Source organism: Gordonia sp. WA4-43, from assembly GCF_020520305.1.
GTDB classification, from domain to species: domain Bacteria; phylum Actinomycetota; class Actinomycetes; order Mycobacteriales; family Mycobacteriaceae; genus Gordonia; species Gordonia hongkongensis.
On the sequence record NZ_CP084736.1, the window covers coordinates 1,214,446 to 1,237,259 of the forward strand.

The window sequence follows — 22,814 nt, forward strand, 5'->3', positions numbered from 1 at the left end:
CCTCACACCCTAGAACTCGGACGCGGCCGCGTGGTGCACCGGTCCGAGCAGGAGCGGACGCGGTCAGTGGTCCTGCTCGCCGATCCGGTGCACGTGGATCAGGTTGGTCGAACCCACCGTCCCGGGCGGGGCCCCGGCCACGATCACCACGACGTCACCCTCGCTGAGTCGGCCGATACGCAGCAGCTGATGGTCGACCTGGTCGATCATGTGGTCGGTCGTGTCGACGTGGTCGACGATGAACGTCTCGGTTCCCCAGCTCAGCGCGAGCTGGCTGCGGACAGCCTGGGTCGGCGTGAACGCCAGCAACGGGAGGCGCGAGTGCAGACGGGCCAGTCGACGCACGGTGTCCCCGGACTGGGTGAACGCGACCAGCGCCTTCACCTCGAGGCGCTCGCCGATGTCGCGCGCCGCGTAGGAGATGACACCGCGCTTGGTACGCGGCACGTGGGACAGCGGCGGCACGTCACGGGGGCCGGTCTCGACCGCCCGACAGATCCGGTCCATGGTCCGCACCGTCTCGAGCGGGTACTTGCCCACCGACGTCTCGCCGGACAGCATGACCGCGTCGGCACCGTCGAGGACCGCGTTGGCCACGTCGGAGGCCTCGGCCCGGGTCGGGCGCGAGTTCTCGATCATCGAGTCGAGCATCTGCGTCGCCACGATCACCGGCTTCGCGTTCTCACGGGCCATCTGGATGGCCCGCTTCTGCACCAGCGGCACTTCCTCGAGCGGCAGTTCGACGCCCAGGTCGCCACGGGCGACCATGATCGCGTCGAAGGCCAGCACGATGGCCTCGAGGTTCTCGATCGCCTCGGGCTTCTCGAGCTTCGCGATGACCGGCACCCGGCGGCCGACGCGGTCCATCACCTCGTGGACCAGTTCGATGTCGGAGGGGCTGCGCACGAAGGAGAGCGCCACCATGTCCACGCCCAGTTCGAGGGCGAATTCCAGGTCGGCGATGTCTTTCTCCGACATCGCCGGCACCGAGACACTCATCCCGGGCAGCGACAGCCCTTTGTTGTTGCTGACCGGGCCGCCCTCGGTCACGGTGCAGAGGACGTCGTTGCCCTCGACCGCGGACACGGCGAGGCCGACCTTGCCGTCGTCGACGAGCAGGCGGTCGCCGGGGCTGGCGTCCTCGGCGAGCTGCTTGTAGGTGGTCGAGACGCGGTCGTGGTCGCCCACGACGTCGTCGACGGTGATGCGCACCTGCTCGCCGGTCGCCCAGACGGTCGAGCCGTCACAACCGTCGAAACGGCCGAGCCGGATCTTGGGGCCCTGTAGGTCGGCGAGGACGCCGACGGCTTTCTCCGTGGTGTCCGAGGCCTTGCGGACGCGCGCATAGACGGCCGCATGGTCCTCATGCGTGCCGTGGCTGAAGTTCATCCGGGCCACGTCCATGCCGCTTTCGACGAGCTCTTTCAGTCGCTCGTCGCTCGCGGTGGCGGGGCCCAGGGTGCAGACGATTTTGGTTCGGCGTGTCACAAGAACACCTTAGTCCCGTCCATGGTCCATCTCCATGTCGCCGACGACATGTCACCGGCCCGCCACCGGCTGTTACCGCTGGTGGCGAGCCGCTACCGCCGAGTATGAAATTTACTTAACTTGTTGCGGCCGCGTGTGTTCGACCGAGCCCGTTGGGTGGCGGCGAGGGCCTGCTCAGCGCACCGACAGGGGCAGGGACGCCGGACGGACCGGAGACGGGAGGTCGGACTCGCCGACCAGGAACTCGTCGACCGCACGCGCGGTCGAGCGACCTTCCGCGATCGCCCACACCACGAGCGACGCGCCGCGGTGGGCGTCACCGCAGACGAACACGCCCGGGGCGTCGGTCTGCCAGTCGCTCCCGCAGGAGATGACGCCGCGCCGGTTCGGCTCGATCTCGAGATCGGCGAGCAGCGCCCCACCCCGTACCCCGGCGAACCCGATCGCGAACAGGGCCAGCTCGCAGGGGATCTCGAATTCCTCACTCACCGGCGTGATCTCGCGGCGCCCGTCGGCATCGCGCGTCACCTCCACCTCGGCGAGCACCATCGTCGTGACGTTGCCGTCCTCGTCACCCTCGAATCGCTGAACCGCAACCTGGTGCAGCCGTTCGCCGCCCTCGTCGTGTGCGCTCGAGGTCCGCATGATCAACGGCCATGTCGGCCACGGCGACCGTTCGTCGTCGCGCTGCCCGGGCAGTTCCGGGTTGTAGTCGAGTTGCACGACCGAGGCCGCGCCCTGACGGTGCGCCGTACCCAGGCAGTCGGCTCCCGTGTCACCACCGCCGATGATCACGACGTGCTTGCCCGCGGCGGTGATGGGTGACGGCCCGTCGCCCTCGCACTCCTTGTTGGCGGGCACGAGATGCTCCATGGCGAGGTGGATGCCGTTCAGCTCCCGCCCCGGCACCGGGTTGTCGCGTGCCTCCATCGCACCGATGGCCAGGACCACCGCGTCGTGGTTCGCGCGTAGATCAGCCACGGACAGGTCGGCCCCCACGTCGCAGTTGGTGACGAAGGTCGTTCCCTCCGCCCGCATCTGGGCGATACGTCGGTCGATGTCGGACTTCTGCAGCTTGTACTCCGGGATGCCGTAGCGGAGCAAACCGCCGAGACGGTCGTCGCGCTCGTAGACGGTGACGTCGTGACCAGCCCGGGTGAGCTGTTGTGCCGCAGCCAGTCCCGCGGGTCCGGAGCCGACGACCCCGACCGACTTGCCGGTCGTGGACTCGGGCGGCTCGGGCCCGATGATGCCTTCGGCCCACGACTCGTAGGCGATGGTCTTCTCGATGCGCTTGATCGTCACGCTGCCGCCGGTCGCCGGTTCGGAGATCGACAGCACGCAGGCGGACTCGCACGGCGCCGGGCACACCATCCCGGTGAACTCCGGGAAGTTGTTGGTCGCGTGCAGCCTGCTGCTCGCGGCATCCCACCGGCCGCGCCGGACGAGGTCGTTCCACTCCGGGATGAGATTGCCCAGTGGGCAACCCGCGGTTCCGGAGTGACAGAACGGGATACCGCAGTCCATACACCGGCGGGCCTGTCCGCTGACCTCGTCGAGGACCTTGATCGGATTGTCGGCGTGTTCGTAGACGTCGTCCCAGTCCTGGACGCGTTCGGCGACCGGACGGTACTTCGCCTCTTTCTTCGGGACCTCCAGGAACCCGCGCGGGTCAGCCACGTGCCGCCTCCATGATCGCTGAATCGACGTCGCGCCCTTCGGCTTCGGCCATCCGGGCCGCGTCGAGGACACGCTTGTAATCGGTGGGCATCACCTTGGTGAACGCCAGGCAGCGTCGAGGCCAGTCGGCCAGTATCGATGCGCCGATCGCGGAACCGGTCAGTTCCGTGTGCGTGGCGATGGTGTGCTTGAGCCAGGCGAGGTCTTCCGGGTCGGGACGCAGGAGTTCGACCATGGCCATGTTGACCTTCGCGGGATCGAGGTCGTGGACGAACGCGATACCACCCGACATGCCGGCCGCGAGATTGCGTCCCGTTGGTCCGAGGACGACCACCCGGCCACCGGTCATGTACTCGCAGGCGTGGTCGCCCACTCCTTCGACGACCGCCGTCGCACCCGAGTTGCGTACCGAGAAGCGTTCGCCCACTCGGCCTCTGAGGTACACCTCGCCGGAGGTCGCCCCGTAGAGGATCGTGTTGCCGGCGATCACCTGGTCCTCGGCGACGAACAGCGAGTCGGGATTCGGCGTGACGACGATCTTGCCGCCGCACAATCCCTTTCCGACGTAGTCGTTGGTGTCACCGGTCAACCGGATCGTCACTCCCGGCGGCAGGAAGGCCCCGAGCGATTGCCCGGCCGAGCCCTCGAGCCTGACCGTGATCGTGTCGTCGGCGAGGCCGTCGGCCCCGTACCGCCGGGTCACCTCCGAGCCGAGCAGGGTGCCGACCGTCCGGTTCACGTTGCGCACCGGCAACTCCAGGGTCACCGGGTGTGCGTCCTCGAGTGCACCCTCGGCGAGCTGGATCAGCGTCTGGTCCAGCGCGCGCTCGAGGCCGTGTTCCTGGCCCCGCACCCGACGACTCGGTCCCTTGTCCTCGACCTTGCGGAAGATCGGGCTGAGGTCGAGCCCCTTGGACTTCCAGTGCGCGACCGCCGCGTCGGTGTGCAGACGCTGCGACTGCCCGATGGCGTCGTCGAGCGTGCGATAACCCAACTGCGCCAGATACTTCCGGACGTCCTCGGCGATGAAGCGGAAGAAGTTGACCAGGTGGTCGACCTGACCGGTGAAGCGGGACCGCAACAGCGGATTCTGGGTGGCGACGCCGACCGGGCACGTGTCGAGGTGACAAACGCGCATCATGATGCACCCGGCGACGATCAGCGGCGCGGTGGAGAACCCGTATTCCTCGGCGCCGAGCAAGGCCGCGGTGATGACATCGCGCCCGGTGCGCAGCGCCCCGTCGCACTGCACCGTGATGCGGTCGCGCAGGCCGTTCAACATCAGCGTCTGCTGGGCGTCGGCGAGGCCGATCTCCCACGGCGTGCCGGCGTGTTTGAGCGAGGTCAGCGGCGACGCGCCGGTGCCGCCGTCGTGCCCGGAGATGAGGACGACGTCGGCGTGCGCCTTCGACACCCCGGTCGCGACCGTCCCCACGCCGACCGCACTGACCAGCTTCACATGGATGCGTGCCTGCGAATTCGCGTTCTTCAGGTCGTGGATCAACTGGGCGAGATCCTCGATCGAGTAGATGTCGTGGTGCGGCGGCGGCGAGATCAGCGCGACACCCGGCGTCGAATGCCGGGTCTTCGCGATCCACGGATACACCTTGTAGGCCGGGAGCTGGCCGCCCTCACCGGGTTTGGCACCCTGCGCCATCTTGATCTGGATGTCGGTGGCGTTGATGAGGTAGTCGCTGGTCACGCCGAACCGGCCCGACGCGACCTGCTTGACCGCGCTGCGGCGTTCCGGATCGTAGAGACGCTCGACGTCCTCGCCGCCCTCCCCCGAGTTCGACCGGCCGCCGATCCGGTTCATGGCCATCGCGATGGTCTCGTGGGCCTCCGCGGAGATCGATCCGTAACTCATCGCGCCGGTGTTGAAGCGCTTCATGATGTCCTCGACCGGCTCCACCTCGTCGAGCGGGATCGGTTCGCGCGCATCGAGATCGAAGTCGAACAGTCCGCGCAGGGTGCCACCCTCACGCGAGAGCCGGTCGACCTCGTCGGAGTACTTCTGGAAGATCTCGGCCCGGCCGGTCTTGGTGGCGTGCTGCAGCAGGAAGATGGTCTCGGGCGAGAACAGGTGCAATTCGCCCTCGCGGCGGTACTGGTACTCGCCGCCGACCTCGAGTCGACGGTAGACCTGTTCGGTGGGGTTCTCCGGGAAGGCCCGGTGGTGGCGGATGCGCACCTCCTCGGCCAGTTCGTCGAGTCCGACGCCCTCGATCCGCGACACCGTCCGGGTGAAGTACTCGCGCACCACCTCCGACGACAATCCCACGGCCTCGAAAGCCTGTGCGGCGGTGTAGGAGCTGATGGTCGAGATACCCATCTTGCTCATCACCTTCAGCACACCCTTGCCCAGCGCCTCCAGATAGTTGCCGATCGCCTTGGCCCGGGTCACCCCGGTCAGCTCGCCTTCGGCGATCAGATCCTCGATGGTCTCGAGCGCCAGGTAGGGATTGACCGCGGCCGCCCCGAATCCGATCAGGGTGGCGATGTGGTGGACCTCGCGGGCATCGCCGGACTCCACGACGAGGGCGACCCGCGTCCGCTCCTTGGTACGGACCAGGTGGTGGTGCACCGCCGAGGTAGCCAGCAGCGACGGGATGGGCGCGTGCTCGGCGTCGGTGAGCCGATCGGAGATCACCAGCGTCGTGTGGCCCTCCGCGATCGCCTGACTGGCCCGCAGCCGAAGGTCCTCGAGCGCCGCGGCGAGACCCGCACCACCCTCGGAAACCTCGTACAGCGCCCGCAGCACCTTCGCCGACAGACCAGGATTGTCACCGTCGTCGTTGATGTGGACGAGCTTGGCCAACTCGGCATTGTCCAGCACCGGCCAGTGCACCATGATCTGGCGACACGACGCCGCGGACGGCCGCAGCAGGTTCTGCTCCGGACCCATCACGCGACTCATCGACGTGACGATCTCCTCGCGGATCGCATCCAGCGGCGGATTCGTGACCTGGGCGAACAACTCGACGAAGTAGTCGTAGAGCAGGCGCGAACGCTGCGACAGCACCGCGACCGGGGTGTCCGTGCCCATCGATCCGAGCGGTTCGTAGCCCGACGCCGCCATCGGGGTCAGGAGTACGCGCAGATCCTCCTCGGTGTAACCGAAGGAGATCTGCCGGCGGACGACGGTGTCGTGGTTGGGCTGGAAGACCGGCCGGTCCGGGAGCGTGGCGATGTCGAGCAACCCGGCGTGCAACCACTCGTCGTACGCCTCGGCGTTCATGAGCTCGCCCTTGAGTTCCTCGTCCGGGATGATCCGGCCCTGCTCGGTGTCGACGAGGAACATGCGGCCGGGTTCGAGCCGGCCCTTGCTGATCACGTCGTCGACCGGGACGTCGAGCACACCGGACTCGGAGGCGAGGATGACCCGGCCGTCGCGGGTCTGCCACCACCGGCCCGGACGCAGTCCGTTGCGGTCGAGGACCGCGCCGACGACCGTGCCGTCGGTGAACGTGACGCACGCGGGACCGTCCCAGGCCTCCATGAGCGAGGAGTTGAACTGCAGGAACGCCCGACGACGGGGATCCATGTCGGGCACGTTCTCCCACGCCTCGGGCACCATCATCATCACCGCGTGGTGGACGTCCCGACCGCCGAGGTGCAGGAGTTCGAGGACCTCGTCGAGCGACGCCGAGTCGGAGGCCTCGGGCGTGCAGATCGGGAATGCGCGCTTGAGATCGCCGGGGATGAGGTCGGTCTCGAGGAGCGCCTCGCGGGCACGCATCCGGTTCCGGTTGCCGCGCACGGTGTTGATCTCGCCGTTGTGCGCCACGAACCGGAAGGGGTGCGCGAGCGGCCACGACGGGAAGGTGTTGGTGGAGAACCGGGAGTGGACGATGGCGATCGCGCTGAGGCAGCGGTCATCTCGCAGATCCTCGTAGTACAGCGGGAGCTGCATCGTGGTGAGCATGCCCTTGTAGACCATCGTTCGACTCGACAGCGATGGGAAGTACAGCCCGGTGCCGGCTTCGTCGATCTCCGGTGTCACCCGTTCGGCCTGCTTGCGGAACGGGTAGATGAGGCGGTCGAGCGCGAGCCCGGCGATGCGGTCGGCGCCGGGCGCCGGGTCGACGGTGACGAACAGCTGCATCATGTACGGCATGCATGCGACGGCCGTCCCGCCGACGTCGGCGTGTTCGTGGTCGACGGGGAGGTCCCGCCAGCCGAGCACGGTGATGCCCTCGTCGGCGGCGAGGGCCTCGACCCGCTCGATCGCCGCGCGGCGCAGGTCGGGGTCCATGGGCAGGAAGCACGTTCCCGCGGCGTAGCTGTTCGACCCGTCCGCGGCGGGCTCGGGTAGGTCGAAGTCGACGGTGTCGCGCAGCAACTCGTCGGGGAGTTGGATCAGGATTCCCGCGCCGTCACCGCTGTTGGTCTCCGCCCCGGCCGCACCTCGATGTTCGAGGTTCTCCAGCGCCAGCAACCCGTCGGCGACGATCGAATGCGAACGGCGACCGTGGATGTCGGTGACCATGGCCACACCACACGAATCGACCTCGGCCTCCGGGTCGTACAGACCCTGCTTGGCCGGCAGCGCAGAAAACAGCATCACTACCTCCACTCGAACCGAGAACCGGCTCGCTGCTGAGTGTCCAATGGGACAGCACTGGCCCGTGGAGCATTGCGCGGCGTACGAATGACCGTGCCGAGATCGGTACCGGGTTGAGTCAGAACCGTTGAGCGCTTGCGTGCTCTGGAACGGTCGGTACCGGGCGGAGGATCGCGCACCGTGAGATCCGATCCTATCCGAACACCCGGGGAGGCGTCGTCACCCGCGACCTGTGACCCTGCCGACGGATCAGCTCGTGGCAGGACCGAACGTCAGGACTTGTCTCCGTCGGAGGAACCGGCACCGGCACCCGGTGTGGTGTCGGTGGGGGTGTCCGTCGGGATGTCGGTATCCGACTCCTCGGCGGGATCGGCGGTGTCGGTGACCGCGTCGGCGTCGATGTCCGGATCGGCGTCGGCGACCGGATCGGCGTCGGCAACCGGATCGGCGTCGGCAACCGGGGCTGCGTCGGGGACCGAGCCGGTGGTCGAGTCGTCCTTGTCGGCCGCGTCCATGTCGTCGTCGGCCTCAGGGTCTGCGGAGTCCACGGTCTCGCCGGCAGCCGGTTCGTCCCCCGGCGACGTCGCCGTCTCCGGCTGAGCGGGCGTTCCGGCCTCGGTACCGGCCTCGGTCGCTGAGGTCGTCTCCTCGTCGGCCCCGAGGTCGACCGCTTCGTCTGTCGGAGTTTCGGGGTGCGAGGTGGTGTCCGACTCGGCCCCGTCGAGCGCTTCCTCGTCGAGCGCTTCGTCGACCGGCTTTTCGCCACCGGCCTCGACGGTGTCCTCGCCCGGCTCGACCGGACCGTCGGCAACCGGCTCCGGTTCGGCAACCGGCTCCGGTTCGGCGCCCGGCTCCGCTTCGGTCGTCGAGTCCGTGTCCGGTTCGACGCCCGGCTCCGCATCGCTGCCCGCGGCCACGGGGTGTGCGGCCGCAACCGGGTCATCCGTGCCGGCGGTGTCGTCGGTGGACGGCTCCCCCACCGCGCCCGCCTTCCGACCCTGGTCGTCGGAATCGAACAGGGATGATCCGGCCGCACCCGTCGCCACCCCGGCGGCGGCCGCCGGACTCGGCTCCGGTTCGATGTCCTCGTCGTACCAGTCGTCGACGTACCCGGCGACACCCTGCTCCGCGAGCTCCGCGGCACGGTCGTCGTGATACATCTCCAGTCCCTGTTCGCGTCCCTTGGGCGCGACCACGAAATAGACGACGGCGGCGAGGAACACCAGCGCCGCGGTGAAGAGGTTCGGTCGGATGCCCGCGATGTCGTTGGCGACGGCCGCGCGGTCGTCGCGCAGCAATTCGATGAAGAACCGGCCGGGGCAGTAGCCCGCGACGTAGAGCGCGAACAACCGGCCGTGCCCGATGCGGAAGTACCGGTCGACGACCACCAGGAGCACGACGATGAGCACGTTCCACAGCAGCTCGTAGAGGAAGGTCGGATGGACCACCGCGACCACGACGCCGTTGGACACGCCGTCGATCAGTCCGGGGTCGGAGTACCCGGCGGCGTTCTCGCGTTCGTAGATCTCCAGGCCCCACGGGAGTGTGGTCTCGCGTCCGTAGAGCTCCTGGTTGAAGTAGTTGCCGAGGCGACCGATCGCCTGTGCCAACAGGATCGGCGGCGCGATGGCGTCGCCGAAGGCGGGCAGGCGGATGCCGCGCCGACGAGCGCCGATCCACGCGCCCACCGCACCGAGCGCGACCGCGCCCCAGATACCGAGTCCGCCGTCCCAGATCTTCAGTGCGTCGATCGGTTCCTTCAGCGCATCGGCACCGAAGTACGTCTTCCAATCGGTGATGAGATGGTAGAGCCGGCCACCGATGAGGCCGAACGGGACCGCCCAGATCGCGACGTCGAGAACTTCGCCGTCCTGGCCGCCGCGGGCCATCCATCGGCGGTTGCCCCACCAGACGGCGACGATGATGCCGACGATGATGCACAACGCATACGCGCGTAGCGGGAAGGGTCCGATCTCCCACACGCCCTGAGGCGGACTCGGGAGGTAGGCGAGCATCGTCGAGGTCGGCGCGATCACGCTGTCACCCTAGCCGACCGGATGGGACGTTCGACCTGTCGACCGGGACCCGCCGCGTCGATCACGAGAGCGTCCGGTTCAGACAGACGCCCGACGCGAGCGGACCCCTTCGGCCAGTTCGGAGACGAGCGAGGCCAACCGGTCCTGGCCCGCGTTCGCCGCGGTCACCAGCGCCGAACCCACGATGACTCCATCTGCGTACGAGGCGATCTGGGCCGCCTGCTCGCGGTTGCGAACGCCGAGACCGACGCCGATCGGGATGTCGGAGTACTCGCGAACCCGCGCGCACAGCTCAGGAGCCATGTCCGACACGGCATCTCGCGCACCGGTGACACCCATCGTGGAGGCCGCGTAGACGAAACCCCGGGACGCATCGACAGTGAGGGCGATCCGCTCGGTCGTCGATGACGGAGCGACGAGGTAGATGCGGTCGAGCCCGTGCCGGTCGGCCGCCTCGTGCCACTCCGCACCCTCTTCGGGGATCAGGTTCGGGGTGATGAGTCCGGCACCGCCGGCCGCCGAAAGATCACGCGCGAAATTCTCGACGCCGTACTTGAGGACCGGGTTCCAGTAGCTCATGACCACCGCGTTGCCGCCGGCGGAGGTGATGGCCTCGACGGCGGTGAACACGTCACGGACACGCACACCGTTGGTCAGTGCCTGGTCGGCGGCGTCCTGGATGGTCGGGCCGTCCATCACCGGGTCGGAGTAGGGCACGCCGACCTCGATGATGTCGCAACCGGCGTCGACCATCGTCCGGAACGAGGTCAGCGACTCGTCGACGGTCGGGAAACCGACCGGGAGGTAACCGATCAGCGCACTGCGACCCTCGTCCCGGCAGCGGGCGAACACGGGGCCGAGCTTCGACGGGATCGACTGTGTGCTCATGCCTGCTCTCCGGGCTTCTGGACGTCCGACGATTCCGACAGGGTGGCCTCGTCCTGGGACGGCGGGGCGTCGAACAGCCCGAACCAGCGTGCGGCGGTGTCCACGTCCTTGTCGCCGCGACCGGAGAGACTGACGACGATGATCGAACCCTCCCCCAGTTCCTGCCCGAGTTTCAGGGCGCCGGCGACCGCATGGGCCGACTCGACGGCGGGGATGATGCCCTCGCGGCGACTGAGCAGCGCGAGTGCATCCATGGCTTCGGTGTCGGTGATCGGCCGGTACTCAGCTCGGCCGGTGTCCTTGAGATAGGCGTGCTCGGGTCCGACCCCCGGATAATCCAGGCCCGCCGAGATCGAATGGGATTCGATGGTCTGACCGTCGTCGTCCTGCAGGAGATAGGAGTACGCGCCCTGGAATGCTCCGGGTGTCCCACCGGTGAAAGTCGCTGCGTGGCGGCCGGTCTCGACGCCGTCGCCGGCGGCCTCGAAGCCGACGAGCCGGACGCCCTCGTCGTCGATGAACGGGTGGAAGATGCCGATCGCGTTGGAACCACCGCCGACGCAGGCGGTCACCGCGTCGGGCAGGCGTCCGGCCTTCTCCAGGATCTGCACGCGCGCCTCGAGCCCGACGATGCGCTGCAGATCGCGGACCATGACCGGGAACGGGTGCGGCCCGGCAGCCGTGCCGAAGCAGTAATAGGTGTTGTGCGCGTTGGTGACCCAGTCGCGCATGGCCTCGTTGATCGCGTCCTTCAGTGTCGCCGAACCGTTGTCGACCGCGATCACCTCCGCACCGAGGAGTCGCATGCGGGCGACGTTGAGCGCCTGGCGATCCGTGTCGACCCGGCCCATGTAGATCACGCACTCGAGACCGAGGAGCGCGCACGCGGTCGCGGTGGCGACCCCGTGCTGTCCGGCGCCGGTCTCGGCGATGACGCGGTGCTTGCCCATCCGCTGGGCCAGGAGCGCCTGTCCGAGAACGTTGTTGATCTTGTGCGAGCCCGTGTGGTTGAGGTCCTCGCGCTTGAGGAAGATCCGCGCCCCGCCGGCGTGCTCGGACAGGCGCTTCGCCTCGTACAGCGGAGACGGGCGGCCAGCGTAGTCGCGCTGCAGGCGGTCCAGTTCGGCGAGGAAATCGTCGTCGGCGCGGACCTTCTGGAAGGTCGTGGTCACCTCGTCGATGACGGCCATCAGGGCCTCGGGTACATGGCGCCCGCCGTAGACACCGAAGTGCCCGTGCTCGTCGGGTTCGATCGAGGTACGAGTGGTGAGCCCGACGCTCGCGGTGGGCAGCGGAGTCGCCTCGACGGCGTCGGTGCGGACGGAATCAGGATGAGCGGTCACTTCAACTCACAGACGATCGGGCCGACAGCATCACGCGGACCGATACCGGCCCGGACGCGTTGTCAGCGAACAGGTTTCGGGCACGACGGGTGTGTGCCCGCGGTGACGAGCTCACGGACCGCGGCACGCGGGTCGCCACTCGTGACGAGACCTTCGCCGACGAGAACCGCATCGGCGCCGGCACCGGCGTAGGCCAGCAGATCGGCGGTGCCGCGCACACCCGACTCGGCGATCCGGATGGTCTCCGTGGGCAGACCGGGTGCGATGCGCGAGAAGGTGTCCCGCTCGACCTGCAGGGTCTTGAGGTTGCGTGCGTTCACGCCGACGACCGAGGCGCCGGCTTCGAGGGCGCGGCTGGCCTCCTCCTCGGTGTGCACCTCGACGAGCGCGGTCATGCCCAGGCTCTCGGTGCGGTCGAGGAGTGAGGCGAGCACGTTCTGCTCGAGGGCGGCGACGATCAACAGGATGACGTCGGCGCCATGGGCGCGGGCCTCATGGATCTGGTACGTGCCGACGATGAAGTCCTTGCGCAACACCGGGATGTCGACCGCGGCGCGGACGGCGTCGAGGTCGGCGAGCGAGCCGCGGAACCGGCGTTCCTCGGTGAGCACGCTGATGATGCGCGCGCCGCCGTCTTCGTATGCGCGGGCGAGTTCGGCGGGGTCCCCGATGCTGGCGAGTTCGCCTTTCGACGGACTGGCGCGCTTGACCTCGGCGATGACACCGATTCCGGGCTGACGCAGGGCGGCCAGCGCATCCTTGGGGGCGGGAGCCTTGGCGGAGGCCGCTTTGACCGAGGCGAAGTCGACGACGGCCTCACGTGCCGCGACGTCGGCTTTCACTCCCTCGATGATCGATTCGAGAACGTTGGGCACGCTCACAGCGACTTGCTCCCTTCTCCCTCGACATGTGTTCTCAGGGTAGACGGGCCGTTCGGGCCGGTTGCGTCCGGGTTGGCCGATCCGTGACCTCATCGCGCTGATGCGTCCATCGTCGGAGTTTGCGACCGGGCGTCGCCGTCCCCGACCCGTCATCGGCTTGCGGTTCAGCGACGGTCGGGGTCGTTCGGGTCGGTCGGGTCGATGCCGGTGTCGAGCGCGTCCCACATCATCCGCTCGTTCGCCCCGGGCGGCGTCGGCTCCGCTGCCGGGTCGGGGTCGTCCGCCCGACCGCTCGTTCCGGGCTTCGCCGAATCGGATCGGGCCGCGCCTGGCTCCGCGACCGCGGCCTCGTTCTGCTCCGCGGCCTTGCGACGCTCGTAGTCGGCGAAGATCTCGGTCTCGATCTCCTCGCGGCGAGCGGCCGGAGTGGTGTATTTCGACGATCGGGTGGCCCCCTTCGCGACGCGCAGCAGCATGACCGCTGCACCCACCGCACACACGGTGCCGGCGAGCACGACCACCGCGGCGAGGGGGTTGGTGTCGACGAAGAGCACGATGTAGCGATCGGGGATGCTGCCCGCCTCGGCGGCGTACGCAGAGTCGGTGCCCCCGGTGATCAGCGAGATCGCCGGGAAAGCGGCCAGGAGCCCGCCGACGGCGACCAGGATCGCGACGACTCGGAGGGCCCAGCCACGCACTGACAGCGCCGCGAGTATGCCCGCCAAGTAGACCAGCGCGAGCGGCGTGAGCCAGGGACTCCAGTCCCCGCCGTCGACCTCGAACGCGCGCTGCGGGGACAACCCGTCCTCGGCGGAGACGGTGGCCCAGGTCAGCCGGCTCGCACCCCAGAAGGCCGCTGCGGCCGCCGCCATCAGCAGTGCCGCGACGACCTGTCGGCGCCGGACGGACTTGCGGCGGATGGCCTCTACGTCAGGACCTGCCGCGGCTCCGGATTCGTCAGAGGTCATGAGTTCTCACCCACCCGTCGCATCGTCGAGGCGGCCGCGACCGCGTTGAGCACCGCGGTGGCCTTGTTACGCGCCTCGTTGTACTCGTACTCGGGCTCGCTGTCGGCCACCACACCACCGCCGGCCTGGACGAACGCCTTACCGCGCGCGAGCAGCGCGGTGCGGATGGCGATGGCGGTGTCGGCGTTGCCGGCGAAGTCGAGATAGCCGACGATCCCGCCGTAGAGCCCGCGGCGGGTCATCTCGTGTTCGTCGATGAGTTCCATCGCCCGCACCTTCGGTGCGCCGGTCAGGGTTCCGGCCGGGAAGCACGCCGTCACGGCGTCGAGGGCATGCTTGTCGTCGCGGAGGGTCCCCGACACGGTCGAGACGAGATGCATGACGTGGCTGTAGCGCTCGATGTGCCGATAGTCGCTGACCTTGACCGTGCCGGGTACGCAGACACGTCCGAGGTCGTTGCGCCCGAGGTCCACCAGCATCAGGTGCTCGGCGTTCTCCTTCTCGTCCTCGATCAGGCCCTTGCCGAGCAGTTGGTCTTCCTCCTCGGTCGCGCCGCGCCAGCGGGTGCCCGCGATCGGGTGCGTGGTCGCCACCCCGTCGGCCACGGTGACCAGTGCCTCGGGGCTGCTGCCGACGATGGTGAAGGGCTTGCGCGCGATCGCGTCGGGCGAGCCTTTGTCGCTGTGCTCCTCGGTGCCGGGCATCCGCAGGAGGTACATGTACGGACTCGGATTGGACGCGCGCAGCACGCGATAGACGTCGAGCGGGTCGGCGTCGGAGTCCATCTCGAAGCGCATCGACGGCACGACCTGGAAGGCCTCGCCGGCCTCGATCTCGCCGACGAGATCGGTGACGATCTCGCTGTACTCCGCGAGCGATCGCTGCGCGGCGAACTCGGGCCGCGGGCGGTCGAAGGTCGACACCGTCGACGGCGCGGGTGCGGCGAGGGCTTCGGTCATCCGGTCCAGCCGGTCGAGTGCGTCGGCGTAGGCGTCCTCGACCCGCTCGTCGGAGCCGTCCCAGTTGACCGCGTTGGCGATGAGCGTGATCGTGCCCTCGTGATGGTCGACCGCGGCGAGGTCGGTGGCCAGCACCATCATCATGTCCGGGAGGCCCAGATCGTCGACCGTGGTCTCGGGCAGACGCTCGAGCCGGCGGACCATGTCGTAGGCCATGAAGCCGACGAATCCGCCGGTCAACGGGGGCATCCCGGGGAGTGGGTCGGTCTGCAGGAGGCGCAATGACTCCGCGAGGACCTCGAGCGCGTCGCCGCCCTCGGGTGCGCCGACGGGCACCGACCCCCACCAGTGCGCCTGTCCGTCGACGACGGTCAGGGCCGACGGTGCGCCCGCGCCGATGAACGACCATCGGGACCAGGACCGCCCGTTCTCGGCGGACTCCAGCAGGAAGGTCCCCGGACGGTCGCCCGCGAGTTTGCGATAGGCCGACAGCGGCGTCTCGGAGTCGGCGAGGACCTTACGCGTCACCGGTACGACGCGGTGATCGCGCGCGAGGTCGAGGAACTCGGCGAGAGTCGTGGTGTCGGCGGCCCCGCCGGTGGTGGCGGTCATCCGAGCGGCTCGCCGCCGACGCCCCACTGATTACGCGGAACCTCCGTGATCGTCACCCAGACCGAGTCGGGGTTCTTGCCGGTTGCCTTGGCATAGGCCTCGGTGACCGCGGCAATCGTCTCGCGCTTGACGCGATCCGACAGTCCCGGCGTCTGCGAGATCTGGATGAGGGGCATGGACGCACCGCCTTTCGAAGGTCTCGAGCTGTGGCGTGTCCCGGAGTTCGCACCCGGGACTCGTGTCTCGGGGGTCTATTCTGCTGGGTCCGTCGAGCCCGACCCGGATTCGGCCCCGGAACCCGGCGCCGCGTCGATCCCGAACGTCAGCGACTCGGTGTCGAAACAGCTGTGGTTGCCGGTGTGGCAGGCCGCGCCCACCTGGTCGACGATCAGCAGCACGGTGTCGCCGTCGCAGTCGATGCGGGCGTCGTGCACATACTGCGTGTGCCCGCTCGTCTCCCCCTTCACCCAGTACTCCTGGCGTGACCGCGAGTAGTAGGTCCCCTTCCGGGTGGCGAGCGTGCGCTCGAGCGCGACGTCGTCCATCCAAGCGACCATCAGCACCGTCCCGGTGCTGCGTTCCTGCGCCACCGCGGTGAACAGGCCGTCGGCGTTGCGTTTGAGGCGTGCGGCGAGATCGGGATCGAGTGCCATCAGCGACCTTCCGGGTCGGTGCGGGAGGGGACGCGGCGTGTCATCGGACGGTGATCCCGGCGTCGCGCATGGCCGTCTTCACCTGGGCCACGGTGAGTTCGCCGAAGTGGAAGACCGAGGCCGCGAGAACGGCGTCGGCGCCCGCCTGCACCGCCGGCGCGAAATCGTCGATGCGGCCGGCGCCACCGCTGGCGATGACCGGCACCGACACCGCGGCGCGTACGGCCGTCAGCATGCGCAGGTCGAAGCCCTGTTTGGTGCCGTCGGCGTCCATCGAGTTGAGCAGGATCTCGCCGACACCGAGGTCCTGGCCGCGGACCGCCCACTCGACCGCGTCGATCCCGGTGCCCGTGCGGCCGCCGTGGGTGGTGACCTCCCAGCCCGACGGCGTGGGTTCCGCACCTTCGGGAACGGTCCGGGCGTCGACGGACAGCACGATGCACTGCGAACCGAAGCGCCGACTCATCTCGGCGAGCACCTCCGGCCGGGCGATGGCCGCGGTGTTGACGCTGACCTTGTCGGCCCCGGCGCGCAGCATGGTGTCGACGTCGTCGACGGTCCGGATGCCGCCGCCGACGGTGAGCGGGATGAACACCTGATCGGCGGTGCGCTTCACCACGTCGATCATCGTCGAGCGCCCCGAACTCGACGCGGTCACGTCGAGGAAGGTCAGTTCGTCCGCGCCTTCGCGGTCGTAGCGCTCAGCCAGCTCGACCGGGTCGCCGGCGTCGCGCAGGTTGGCGAAGTTGACGCCCTTGACCACGCGGCCGTCGTCGACGTCGAGGCACGGGATGACCCGGGTCGCCAGCGTCATCGTCGGGTCTCCTTCGGGGTGGTGGATTCTGGGGTGATGACGTCTGCCGTCCATTCCGGGATCGTCTCGCCGATGACACGCATCAGACCGGCGTGCACGGTCGGGGTACCGGCGACCAGCGACGGCGACGCCACGGTCCACGGACGGCCGGCGATGTCGGTCGCCACACCGCCGGCGGCCCGGACCAGCGCCGCTCCCGCCGCGTTGTCCCAGGGGTGCCGGCCGAAGGCGATCGCCCCGCCGAACACGCCGGCCGCGGTGAACGCCATGTCCACACCCGTCGACCCGGTCATCCGGATCCGGGCGGCACGCGTGCTGAGTTCGCGCAGGAGGTCGGCCCGGCGCGCGCCCGGGTAGCGGCCACCGCCGCGGGCATCGAACGGGCCGAAGGCGATGGCTGCCTCGGCGAGTTCCATGTCGGGGGCCGGCGGGACGGCTACACCGTTCAGCAGCAGCGGACCGTCGGCGTGTGCGGCGTACCGGCGTCCCACGAGCGGCAGCCAGGTCATCCCGAGCGTGGCCTCGCCGTCGACCACCAGACCGAGGAGGATCCCGGTGAGCGGCATCCCCGCGGAGTAGTTGAAGGTGCCGTCGATCGGGTCGAGCACCCACACCGGACCGTCGACGACGTCGGCGCCGCCGAATTCCTCGCCGTGGACCGGGATCTGGGTCCGGTCGGCGAGCTCGGCCCCGATGTGGCGCTCGAGGTCGAGGTCCACCTGCGTGGCGAAGTCGGTGCCGCCCTTGTTGATCGCACTCGGCGCACCCTGACCGTCGACGAAGCGATCGACGGCGGCGTCGAGGATCGACCCGGCGGTGTCGAGCAGCCGGGGCAGGTCGAGGGTGGAGTCCGCCGCGCTCATCAGACCCCGGCGACCGCGGTCAACGCCTCCGGCAGCGTGAATCGACCCGCATAGAGTGCCTTGCCGACGATGGCGCCCTCCACACCCTGGCCGGTGAGGCCGGCGATCGCGACCAGATCGTCGATGACCGAGACGCCGCCCGAGGCCACGAGGGGGGCGTCGGTGGCCGCGGCGACCTCGGCGAGGAGATCGAGGTTCGGGCCCTGCAGCGTGCCGTCCTTGGAGACGTCGGTGACCACATAGCGGGCGCATCCGTCGCGATTCAACCGCTCGAGGACCTCCCAGAGATCGCCTCCGTCGGTGACCCAGCCCCGCCCGCGCAACCGGTAGGAACTGCCGTCGCGGATCACGTCCAGACCGACCGCGATGCGGTCCCCGTGCTCGGCGATCGCGCGGGCACACCACTCCGGGTTCTCCAGGGCGGCGGTACCGAGGTTCACGCGCGTGCACCCGGTGGCGAGGGCGGCGGCCAACGAATCGTCGTCGCGGATACCGCCGGACAGTTCGACCTTCACGTCGAGTTCACCGACCACGCCGGCCAGCAGCTCGCGATTGTCGCCGCGGCCGAACGCGGCGTCGAGGTCGACGAGATGGATCCACTCCGCACCGTCCCGCTGCCACGCCAGCGCCGCGTCGCGCGGCGAACCATACGACGTCTCGGTGCCGGCCGCGCCCTGGACCAGGCGGACCGCCTGCCCGTCGGCGACGTCGACGGCGGGAAGGAGTTCGAGGGTGCTACCCATGGGTGAATCTGTCCTGTCTGTTCTGGATCGAGCGCGGTTCTTGATCGGGCGAGTCGGCGGTGGACGTGATCGGGGTCGGGTCAGGCGGTGTGGTGACCGTCGCGCGCCGCGATCAGGTCTGTCCGGGCGCGGTCGACCATGCGGTTGGCAACGGTACCGATCGCGGCGATCATCGCCGCCACCGCCACCAGCGCGGCGACCAGTCCGGCGATCGGCGACCAGTGCGCACACAGCGCGATGATCGGGACGGACACGATCAGAACCAGCACTCCCGCACCGAGAGCGTAGAAGGCGAGCTTGGCGATCGAGAAACCGGAGGACGCCGAGGACGCGCCCGCCGCGTCGGACCCGGACGGTCGCCCGACGGGTCCGTCGCCGTACCCGGCGTCGTCCGGGCGCGGCGTGCCGTCGGTCACGAGAGTCCCCGAACCCAGTTCTCCAGCAGGTGCGCACCGGCGTCGCCGGACTTCTCGGGATGGAACTGGGTCGCCGACAGCGGCCCGTTCTCCACCGCGGCGAGGAACGGTCCACCATGTTCGGCCCAGGTCAGCTTGGGCGCGGTCAGCGGCGAACCCTCGTTGTCCATCTCCCAGGTCTGCGCGGCGTAGGAGTGCACGAAGTAGAAGCGGGTGTCGGCGTCGAGCCCGTCGAAGAGCACGGCGCCCTCAGGTGCGTCGACCGTGTTCCAGCCCATGTGCGGCAGGACGGGTGCGGGCAACTGGGTCACGCTGCCCGGCCACTCCCCGCAGCCCTCCGCCTCGACGCCGAACTCGACGCCGCGCTCGAACAGGATCTGCATGCCCACGCAGATGCCCAGCACCGGACGGCCGCCGGCCAATCGTCGCCCGACGATCCGGTCGCCCTTGACCGCGCGCAGACCTTCCATGCAGGCGGCGAACGCACCGACACCGGGCACGACGAGGCCGGTGGCGTTCAGGGCCGTGTCGAAGTCGGAGGTGACCGTCACCTGTGCCCCGGTCCGCTCGAGCGCACGCTGCGCGGACCGCAGGTTGCCCGAGCCGTAGTCGAGGATCGTGACGTCGGCGACGCTCACAGCGCGCCCTTCGTCGACGGCACACCGGTCACGCGGGCGTCGTATTCGGTCGCCGCGCGCAACGCGCGGGCCACGGCCTTGAACTCCGCCTCGGTGATGTGGTGCTGGTCGCGGCCGTAGAGGACCCGCACGTGCAGCGCGATGCGAGCGTTGAGCGCGATCGACTCGAACACGTGCCGGTTGATGACGGTCGAGTACGGGACACCCGGGTAGCCACCGATCACGGCGGTGAGCATGTGCTCGGGCTCGCCGGTGTGGACGCAGTAGGGGCGGCCCGACACGTCGACGACGGCCTGGGCGAGGGTCTCGTCCATCGGGATCCAGGAATCGCCGAAGCGACGGATGCCCTTCTTGTCGCCGAGCGCCTGGCCGAGAGCCTGGCCGAGCACGATCGCGGTGTCCTCGATGGTGTGGTGGCCCTCGACCTCGATGTCGCCCTTCGCCTCGACGGTGAGATCGAAGCTGCCGTGCTGACCGAAGGCGGTGAGCATGTGATCGAAGAACGCGATGCCGGTCGAGATGTTCGTCACGCCGGTGCCGTCGAGATTCAATTCGACGGAGATCGACGACTCCCTGGTGCTCCGTTCGACCTTCGCGACACGGGGCGCGGGGTTGGTCGCAGAGGGGGTGCTCACTGAGGGTTCTCCAGATCTGTGGTGGCGAGCGTGCGGCTGACGTCGAGGAAGGCGTCGTTCTCATGCGCGAGACCGATGGTCACCCGGAGGTGACCGGCGATGCCGACGTCCCGGATGAGGACGCCCTGGTCGAGGTAACGCTGCCACGACGCCGCAGCATCCCGGAACCGTCCGAACAGCACGAAGTTGGCGTCGGAGTCGATGACGCGGTACCCGAAGCCGGTCAGGGCCGCGACCACGCGCTCGCGTTCGGACCGGATCGCGGCGACGCCGGCGAGGGTGTCGTCGCTGTGGCGCAATGCTGCTCGCGCGGCGGCCTGGGTCAGCACGGACAGGTGGTACGGGAGCCGCACCAGCTGGATCGCGTCGACGACGGCGGGTGCTGCGGCGAGGTAACCGAGCCGGCCACCGGCGAAGGCGAAGGCCTTGCTCATCGTCCGGCTGACGACGACCTTGGCCGGGAACTCGTCGATGAGCTCGACGGCGCTCGGAGCCGCCGAGAACTCGGCGTAGGCCTCGTCGACGATCACGATGCCCGGAGCCGCCTCGACGATGCGACGCAGGTCCGCGAGCGGGATCGAACCGCCGGTCGGGTTGTTCGGCGAGGTCACGAAGACGACGTCCGGCTCGCGGTTCGCGACTTCGGCGACCGCGTGGTCGGTGTCGAGCGAGAAGTCGCCCGCCCGCGCCGCGACCAGCCAGGTGGTGTCGGTGCCGTCGGAGATGATCGGGTGCATCGAGTAGGACGGGACGAAGCCGAGCGCGCTGCGACCGGGACCGCCGAACGCCTGCAGCAACTGCTGCAGGACCTCGTTGGAACCGTTTGCCGCCCAGAGGTTTTCGACGCCGAGCTGCACACCGGTGGCCCGTGTCAGGTAGGCGGCGAGGTCGGCACGGAGAGCGACGGCATCGCGGTCGGGATAGCGGTGCAGCACAGCGGCGGCCTCGCGCACCGACGCGGCGACATCGTCGATCAGGGCCGGCGACGGCGCGTGCGGGTTCTCGTTGGTGTTGAGGATCACCGGAACCCTGAGTTGCGGTGCGCCATAAGCGCTCTTGCCACGGAGGTTCTCACGTAGCGGCAGGTCGTCGACGGTGATCGAGCTGCCCGGGGTTGCCGTCACCGGATCGGCGGCCGTCACCGGCCCGCGCTCCCGACGAAGCGCTGCTTCACCGCATCACCGTGACCGGGCAGGTCCTCGGCGTCGGCGAGGGTCACCACCTTGTCGGCGACCTCGCGCAGCGCGGCCTCGTCGTAGTCGATGACGTGGACGCCCTTGAGGAAGGTCTGCACCGACAACCCGGAGGCGAAGCGCGCCGAACCCGAGGTGGGCAGAACGTGATTGGAGCCCGCACAGTAGTCACCGAGGCTGACCGGCGCATAGGGCCCGACGAAGATCGCGCCCGCGTTGTGCACCCGGTCGGCGACCGCGGCCGCGTCCCGGGTCTGGATCTCGAGGTGTTCGGCCGCATAGGCATCGACGACGGCGAGCCCCGCGTCGAGATCGTCGACGAGGACGACGCCCGACTGCTCCCCCGACAGCGCGGTGGTCACGCGTTCGCGGTGCTTGGTGGCCGCGACCTGCTGCTCGAGAGCTTCGTCGACGGCGTCTGCGAGTTCGGCGCTGTCGGTCACGAGCACCGACGCCGCGAGGACGTCGTGCTCGGCCTGGCTGATGAGGTCGGAGGCGAGGATGCCCGCGTCCGCCGAGTCGTCGGCGAGGATCGCGATCTCGGTGGGTCCGGCCTCGGAGTCGATGCCGACCACGCTGCGGCACAGACGCTTGGCCGCTGTGACGTAGATGTTGCCCGGGCCGGTGATGAGGTCGACGGGGTCGAGAACGGCATTCGGCTCGTCCGCGGAATCCGTGTCGGCGCCACCGTAGGCGAGCAGGGCCACTCCCTGGGCACCGCCGACCGCCCACACCTCGTCGACGCCGAGGAGCGCGCAGGCGGCGAGGATGGTCGGGTGCGGCCACCCGCCGAAGTCCTTCTGCGGAGGCGAGGCGACGACCAGCGAGCCGACGCCGGCCTCCTGGGCGGGGACGACGTTCATGATGACCGACGACGGATAGACGGCGTTTCCGCCCGGGACGTACAGGCCGACGCGGCGCACCGGAATCCACTTCTCGCTGACGACGCCGCCGTCGACGACCTGGGTGCGGGTGGTCTCCCGGCGCTGGTCGGCGTGCACCTTGCGGGCGCGGGTGATCGACTCGCGCAGCGCCTCGGCAACCTGCGGGTCGAGCCCGGCCAGAGCATCGGCGATGACCTGGGCGGGCACCCGCACCGACGCGGGGCGGACACCGTCGAACTTCTCGCCATAGTCGAGCGCAGAGCTGCTCCCGTTCTCCGCCACCGAATGCACGACCGGTGTCACCGTGTCGAGGACGGCATTGACATCGGTACCCCCGCGGGGCAGCGCGCGACGCAACTCGGCGAGTGTCGGCGTGCTACCGCGCAGGTCAATTCGGGCGAGCATGATCTCTCCTGGTGGCTGCTGATTTACCCAACAAGGATACGTGTCGGGTGCCAGCGGGTTTCTGGTGCGGGTTGTCACCGAGAACGTCGGGGCATTTCGATCCGGTATGCGGACGAATCTGCCCCGTCCTTCACGCGGCCGGTGGCCAGAA

The 22,814-nt window shown here is 69.2% G+C and carries 19 protein-coding genes; all 19 read right to left on the minus strand.

Going from position 1 to position 22,814, the window contains the following annotated elements; translation table 11 throughout:
* Positions 1-63 precede the first annotated feature (63 nt).
* On the minus strand, positions 64-1,488 hold the full coding sequence (gene pyk / locus LEL84_RS05450) for a pyruvate kinase (RefSeq protein WP_137808511.1): 1,425 nt from the start codon (positions 1,486-1,488) through the stop codon (positions 64-66).
* Positions 1,489-1,662: 174 nt separating this feature from the next.
* A complete protein-coding gene (locus LEL84_RS05455) occupies positions 1,663-3,168 on the minus strand; it encodes a glutamate synthase subunit beta (RefSeq protein ID WP_137808510.1) in 1,506 nt (501 codons plus the stop codon).
* Positions 3,161-7,732 (minus strand): glutamate synthase large subunit, encoded by a 4,572-nt coding sequence (gene gltB, locus LEL84_RS05460; RefSeq protein WP_226513516.1) that lies wholly within the window; start codon positions 7,730-7,732, stop codon positions 3,161-3,163. The genes LEL84_RS05455 and gltB overlap by 8 nt, the downstream gene beginning before the upstream one ends.
* Positions 7,733-8,004: 272 nt before the next feature.
* The gene (lgt, locus tag LEL84_RS05465) at positions 8,005-9,768 is read right to left on the minus strand and encodes a prolipoprotein diacylglyceryl transferase (protein WP_226513517.1); all 1,764 of its coding nucleotides are present in this window, start codon (positions 9,766-9,768) and stop codon (positions 8,005-8,007) included.
* Positions 9,769-9,846: 78 nt separating this feature from the next.
* Positions 9,847-10,656, minus strand: a complete 810-nt coding sequence (gene trpA, locus LEL84_RS05470; protein WP_068970347.1) for a tryptophan synthase subunit alpha — start codon at positions 10,654-10,656, stop codon at positions 9,847-9,849.
* The gene (gene trpB / locus LEL84_RS05475; RefSeq protein ID WP_065632348.1) at positions 10,653-11,999 is read right to left on the minus strand and encodes a tryptophan synthase subunit beta; all 1,347 of its coding nucleotides are present in this window, start codon (positions 11,997-11,999) and stop codon (positions 10,653-10,655) included. The genes trpA and trpB overlap by 4 nt, the downstream gene beginning before the upstream one ends.
* A 62-nt stretch (positions 12,000-12,061) precedes the next feature.
* A complete protein-coding gene (gene trpC, locus LEL84_RS05480; RefSeq protein ID WP_065632347.1) occupies positions 12,062-12,880 on the minus strand; it encodes an indole-3-glycerol phosphate synthase TrpC in 819 nt (272 codons plus the stop codon).
* 164 nt (positions 12,881-13,044) lie between these two features.
* The gene (locus tag LEL84_RS05485) at positions 13,045-13,848 is read right to left on the minus strand and encodes a TIGR02234 family membrane protein (protein WP_065632346.1); all 804 of its coding nucleotides are present in this window, start codon (positions 13,846-13,848) and stop codon (positions 13,045-13,047) included.
* Positions 13,845-15,419: an anthranilate synthase component I gene (locus LEL84_RS05490; protein WP_065632345.1), complete on the minus strand. Its 1,575-nt coding sequence runs from the start codon at positions 15,417-15,419 to the stop codon at positions 13,845-13,847. The genes LEL84_RS05485 and LEL84_RS05490 overlap by 4 nt, the downstream gene beginning before the upstream one ends.
* Entirely contained in the window at positions 15,416-15,595 is a 180-nt protein-coding gene (locus LEL84_RS05495; RefSeq protein WP_004021167.1) for a tautomerase family protein, read from the minus strand. The genes LEL84_RS05490 and LEL84_RS05495 overlap by 4 nt, the downstream gene beginning before the upstream one ends.
* A 75-nt stretch (positions 15,596-15,670) precedes the next feature.
* A complete protein-coding gene (gene hisI / locus LEL84_RS05500; protein ID WP_058251762.1) occupies positions 15,671-16,072 on the minus strand; it encodes a phosphoribosyl-AMP cyclohydrolase in 402 nt (133 codons plus the stop codon).
* Positions 16,073-16,112: 40 nt separating this feature from the next.
* Positions 16,113-16,886: an imidazole glycerol phosphate synthase subunit HisF gene (hisF, locus tag LEL84_RS05505; protein WP_065632344.1), complete on the minus strand. Its 774-nt coding sequence runs from the start codon at positions 16,884-16,886 to the stop codon at positions 16,113-16,115.
* Positions 16,883-17,749 (minus strand): inositol monophosphatase family protein, encoded by an 867-nt coding sequence (locus LEL84_RS05510; RefSeq protein ID WP_068970344.1) that lies wholly within the window; start codon positions 17,747-17,749, stop codon positions 16,883-16,885. The genes hisF and LEL84_RS05510 overlap by 4 nt, the downstream gene beginning before the upstream one ends.
* Positions 17,749-18,492, minus strand: coding sequence for a bifunctional 1-(5-phosphoribosyl)-5-((5-phosphoribosylamino)methylideneamino)imidazole-4-carboxamide isomerase/phosphoribosylanthranilate isomerase PriA (priA, locus tag LEL84_RS05515; RefSeq protein WP_226513518.1), 744 nt, complete (start codon positions 18,490-18,492; stop codon positions 17,749-17,751). Before priA ends, LEL84_RS05510 begins: the two co-directional genes overlap by 1 nt.
* A gap of 80 nt (positions 18,493-18,572) precedes the next feature.
* Entirely contained in the window at positions 18,573-18,908 is a 336-nt protein-coding gene (locus tag LEL84_RS05520) for a hypothetical protein (protein ID WP_226513519.1), read from the minus strand.
* Positions 18,905-19,546, minus strand: a complete 642-nt coding sequence (gene hisH, locus LEL84_RS05525) for an imidazole glycerol phosphate synthase subunit HisH (RefSeq protein WP_226513520.1) — start codon at positions 19,544-19,546, stop codon at positions 18,905-18,907. Before hisH ends, LEL84_RS05520 begins: the two co-directional genes overlap by 4 nt.
* On the minus strand, positions 19,543-20,181 hold the full coding sequence (gene hisB, locus LEL84_RS05530; protein ID WP_055476578.1) for an imidazoleglycerol-phosphate dehydratase HisB: 639 nt from the start codon (positions 20,179-20,181) through the stop codon (positions 19,543-19,545). The genes hisH and hisB overlap by 4 nt, the downstream gene beginning before the upstream one ends.
* Positions 20,178-21,323 (minus strand): histidinol-phosphate transaminase, encoded by a 1,146-nt coding sequence (locus LEL84_RS05535; protein ID WP_226513521.1) that lies wholly within the window; start codon positions 21,321-21,323, stop codon positions 20,178-20,180. The genes hisB and LEL84_RS05535 overlap by 4 nt, the downstream gene beginning before the upstream one ends.
* Positions 21,320-22,663: a histidinol dehydrogenase gene (gene hisD, locus LEL84_RS05540; RefSeq protein ID WP_226513522.1), complete on the minus strand. Its 1,344-nt coding sequence runs from the start codon at positions 22,661-22,663 to the stop codon at positions 21,320-21,322. The genes LEL84_RS05535 and hisD overlap by 4 nt, the downstream gene beginning before the upstream one ends.
* Between the last annotated feature and the right edge of the window lie 151 nt (positions 22,664-22,814).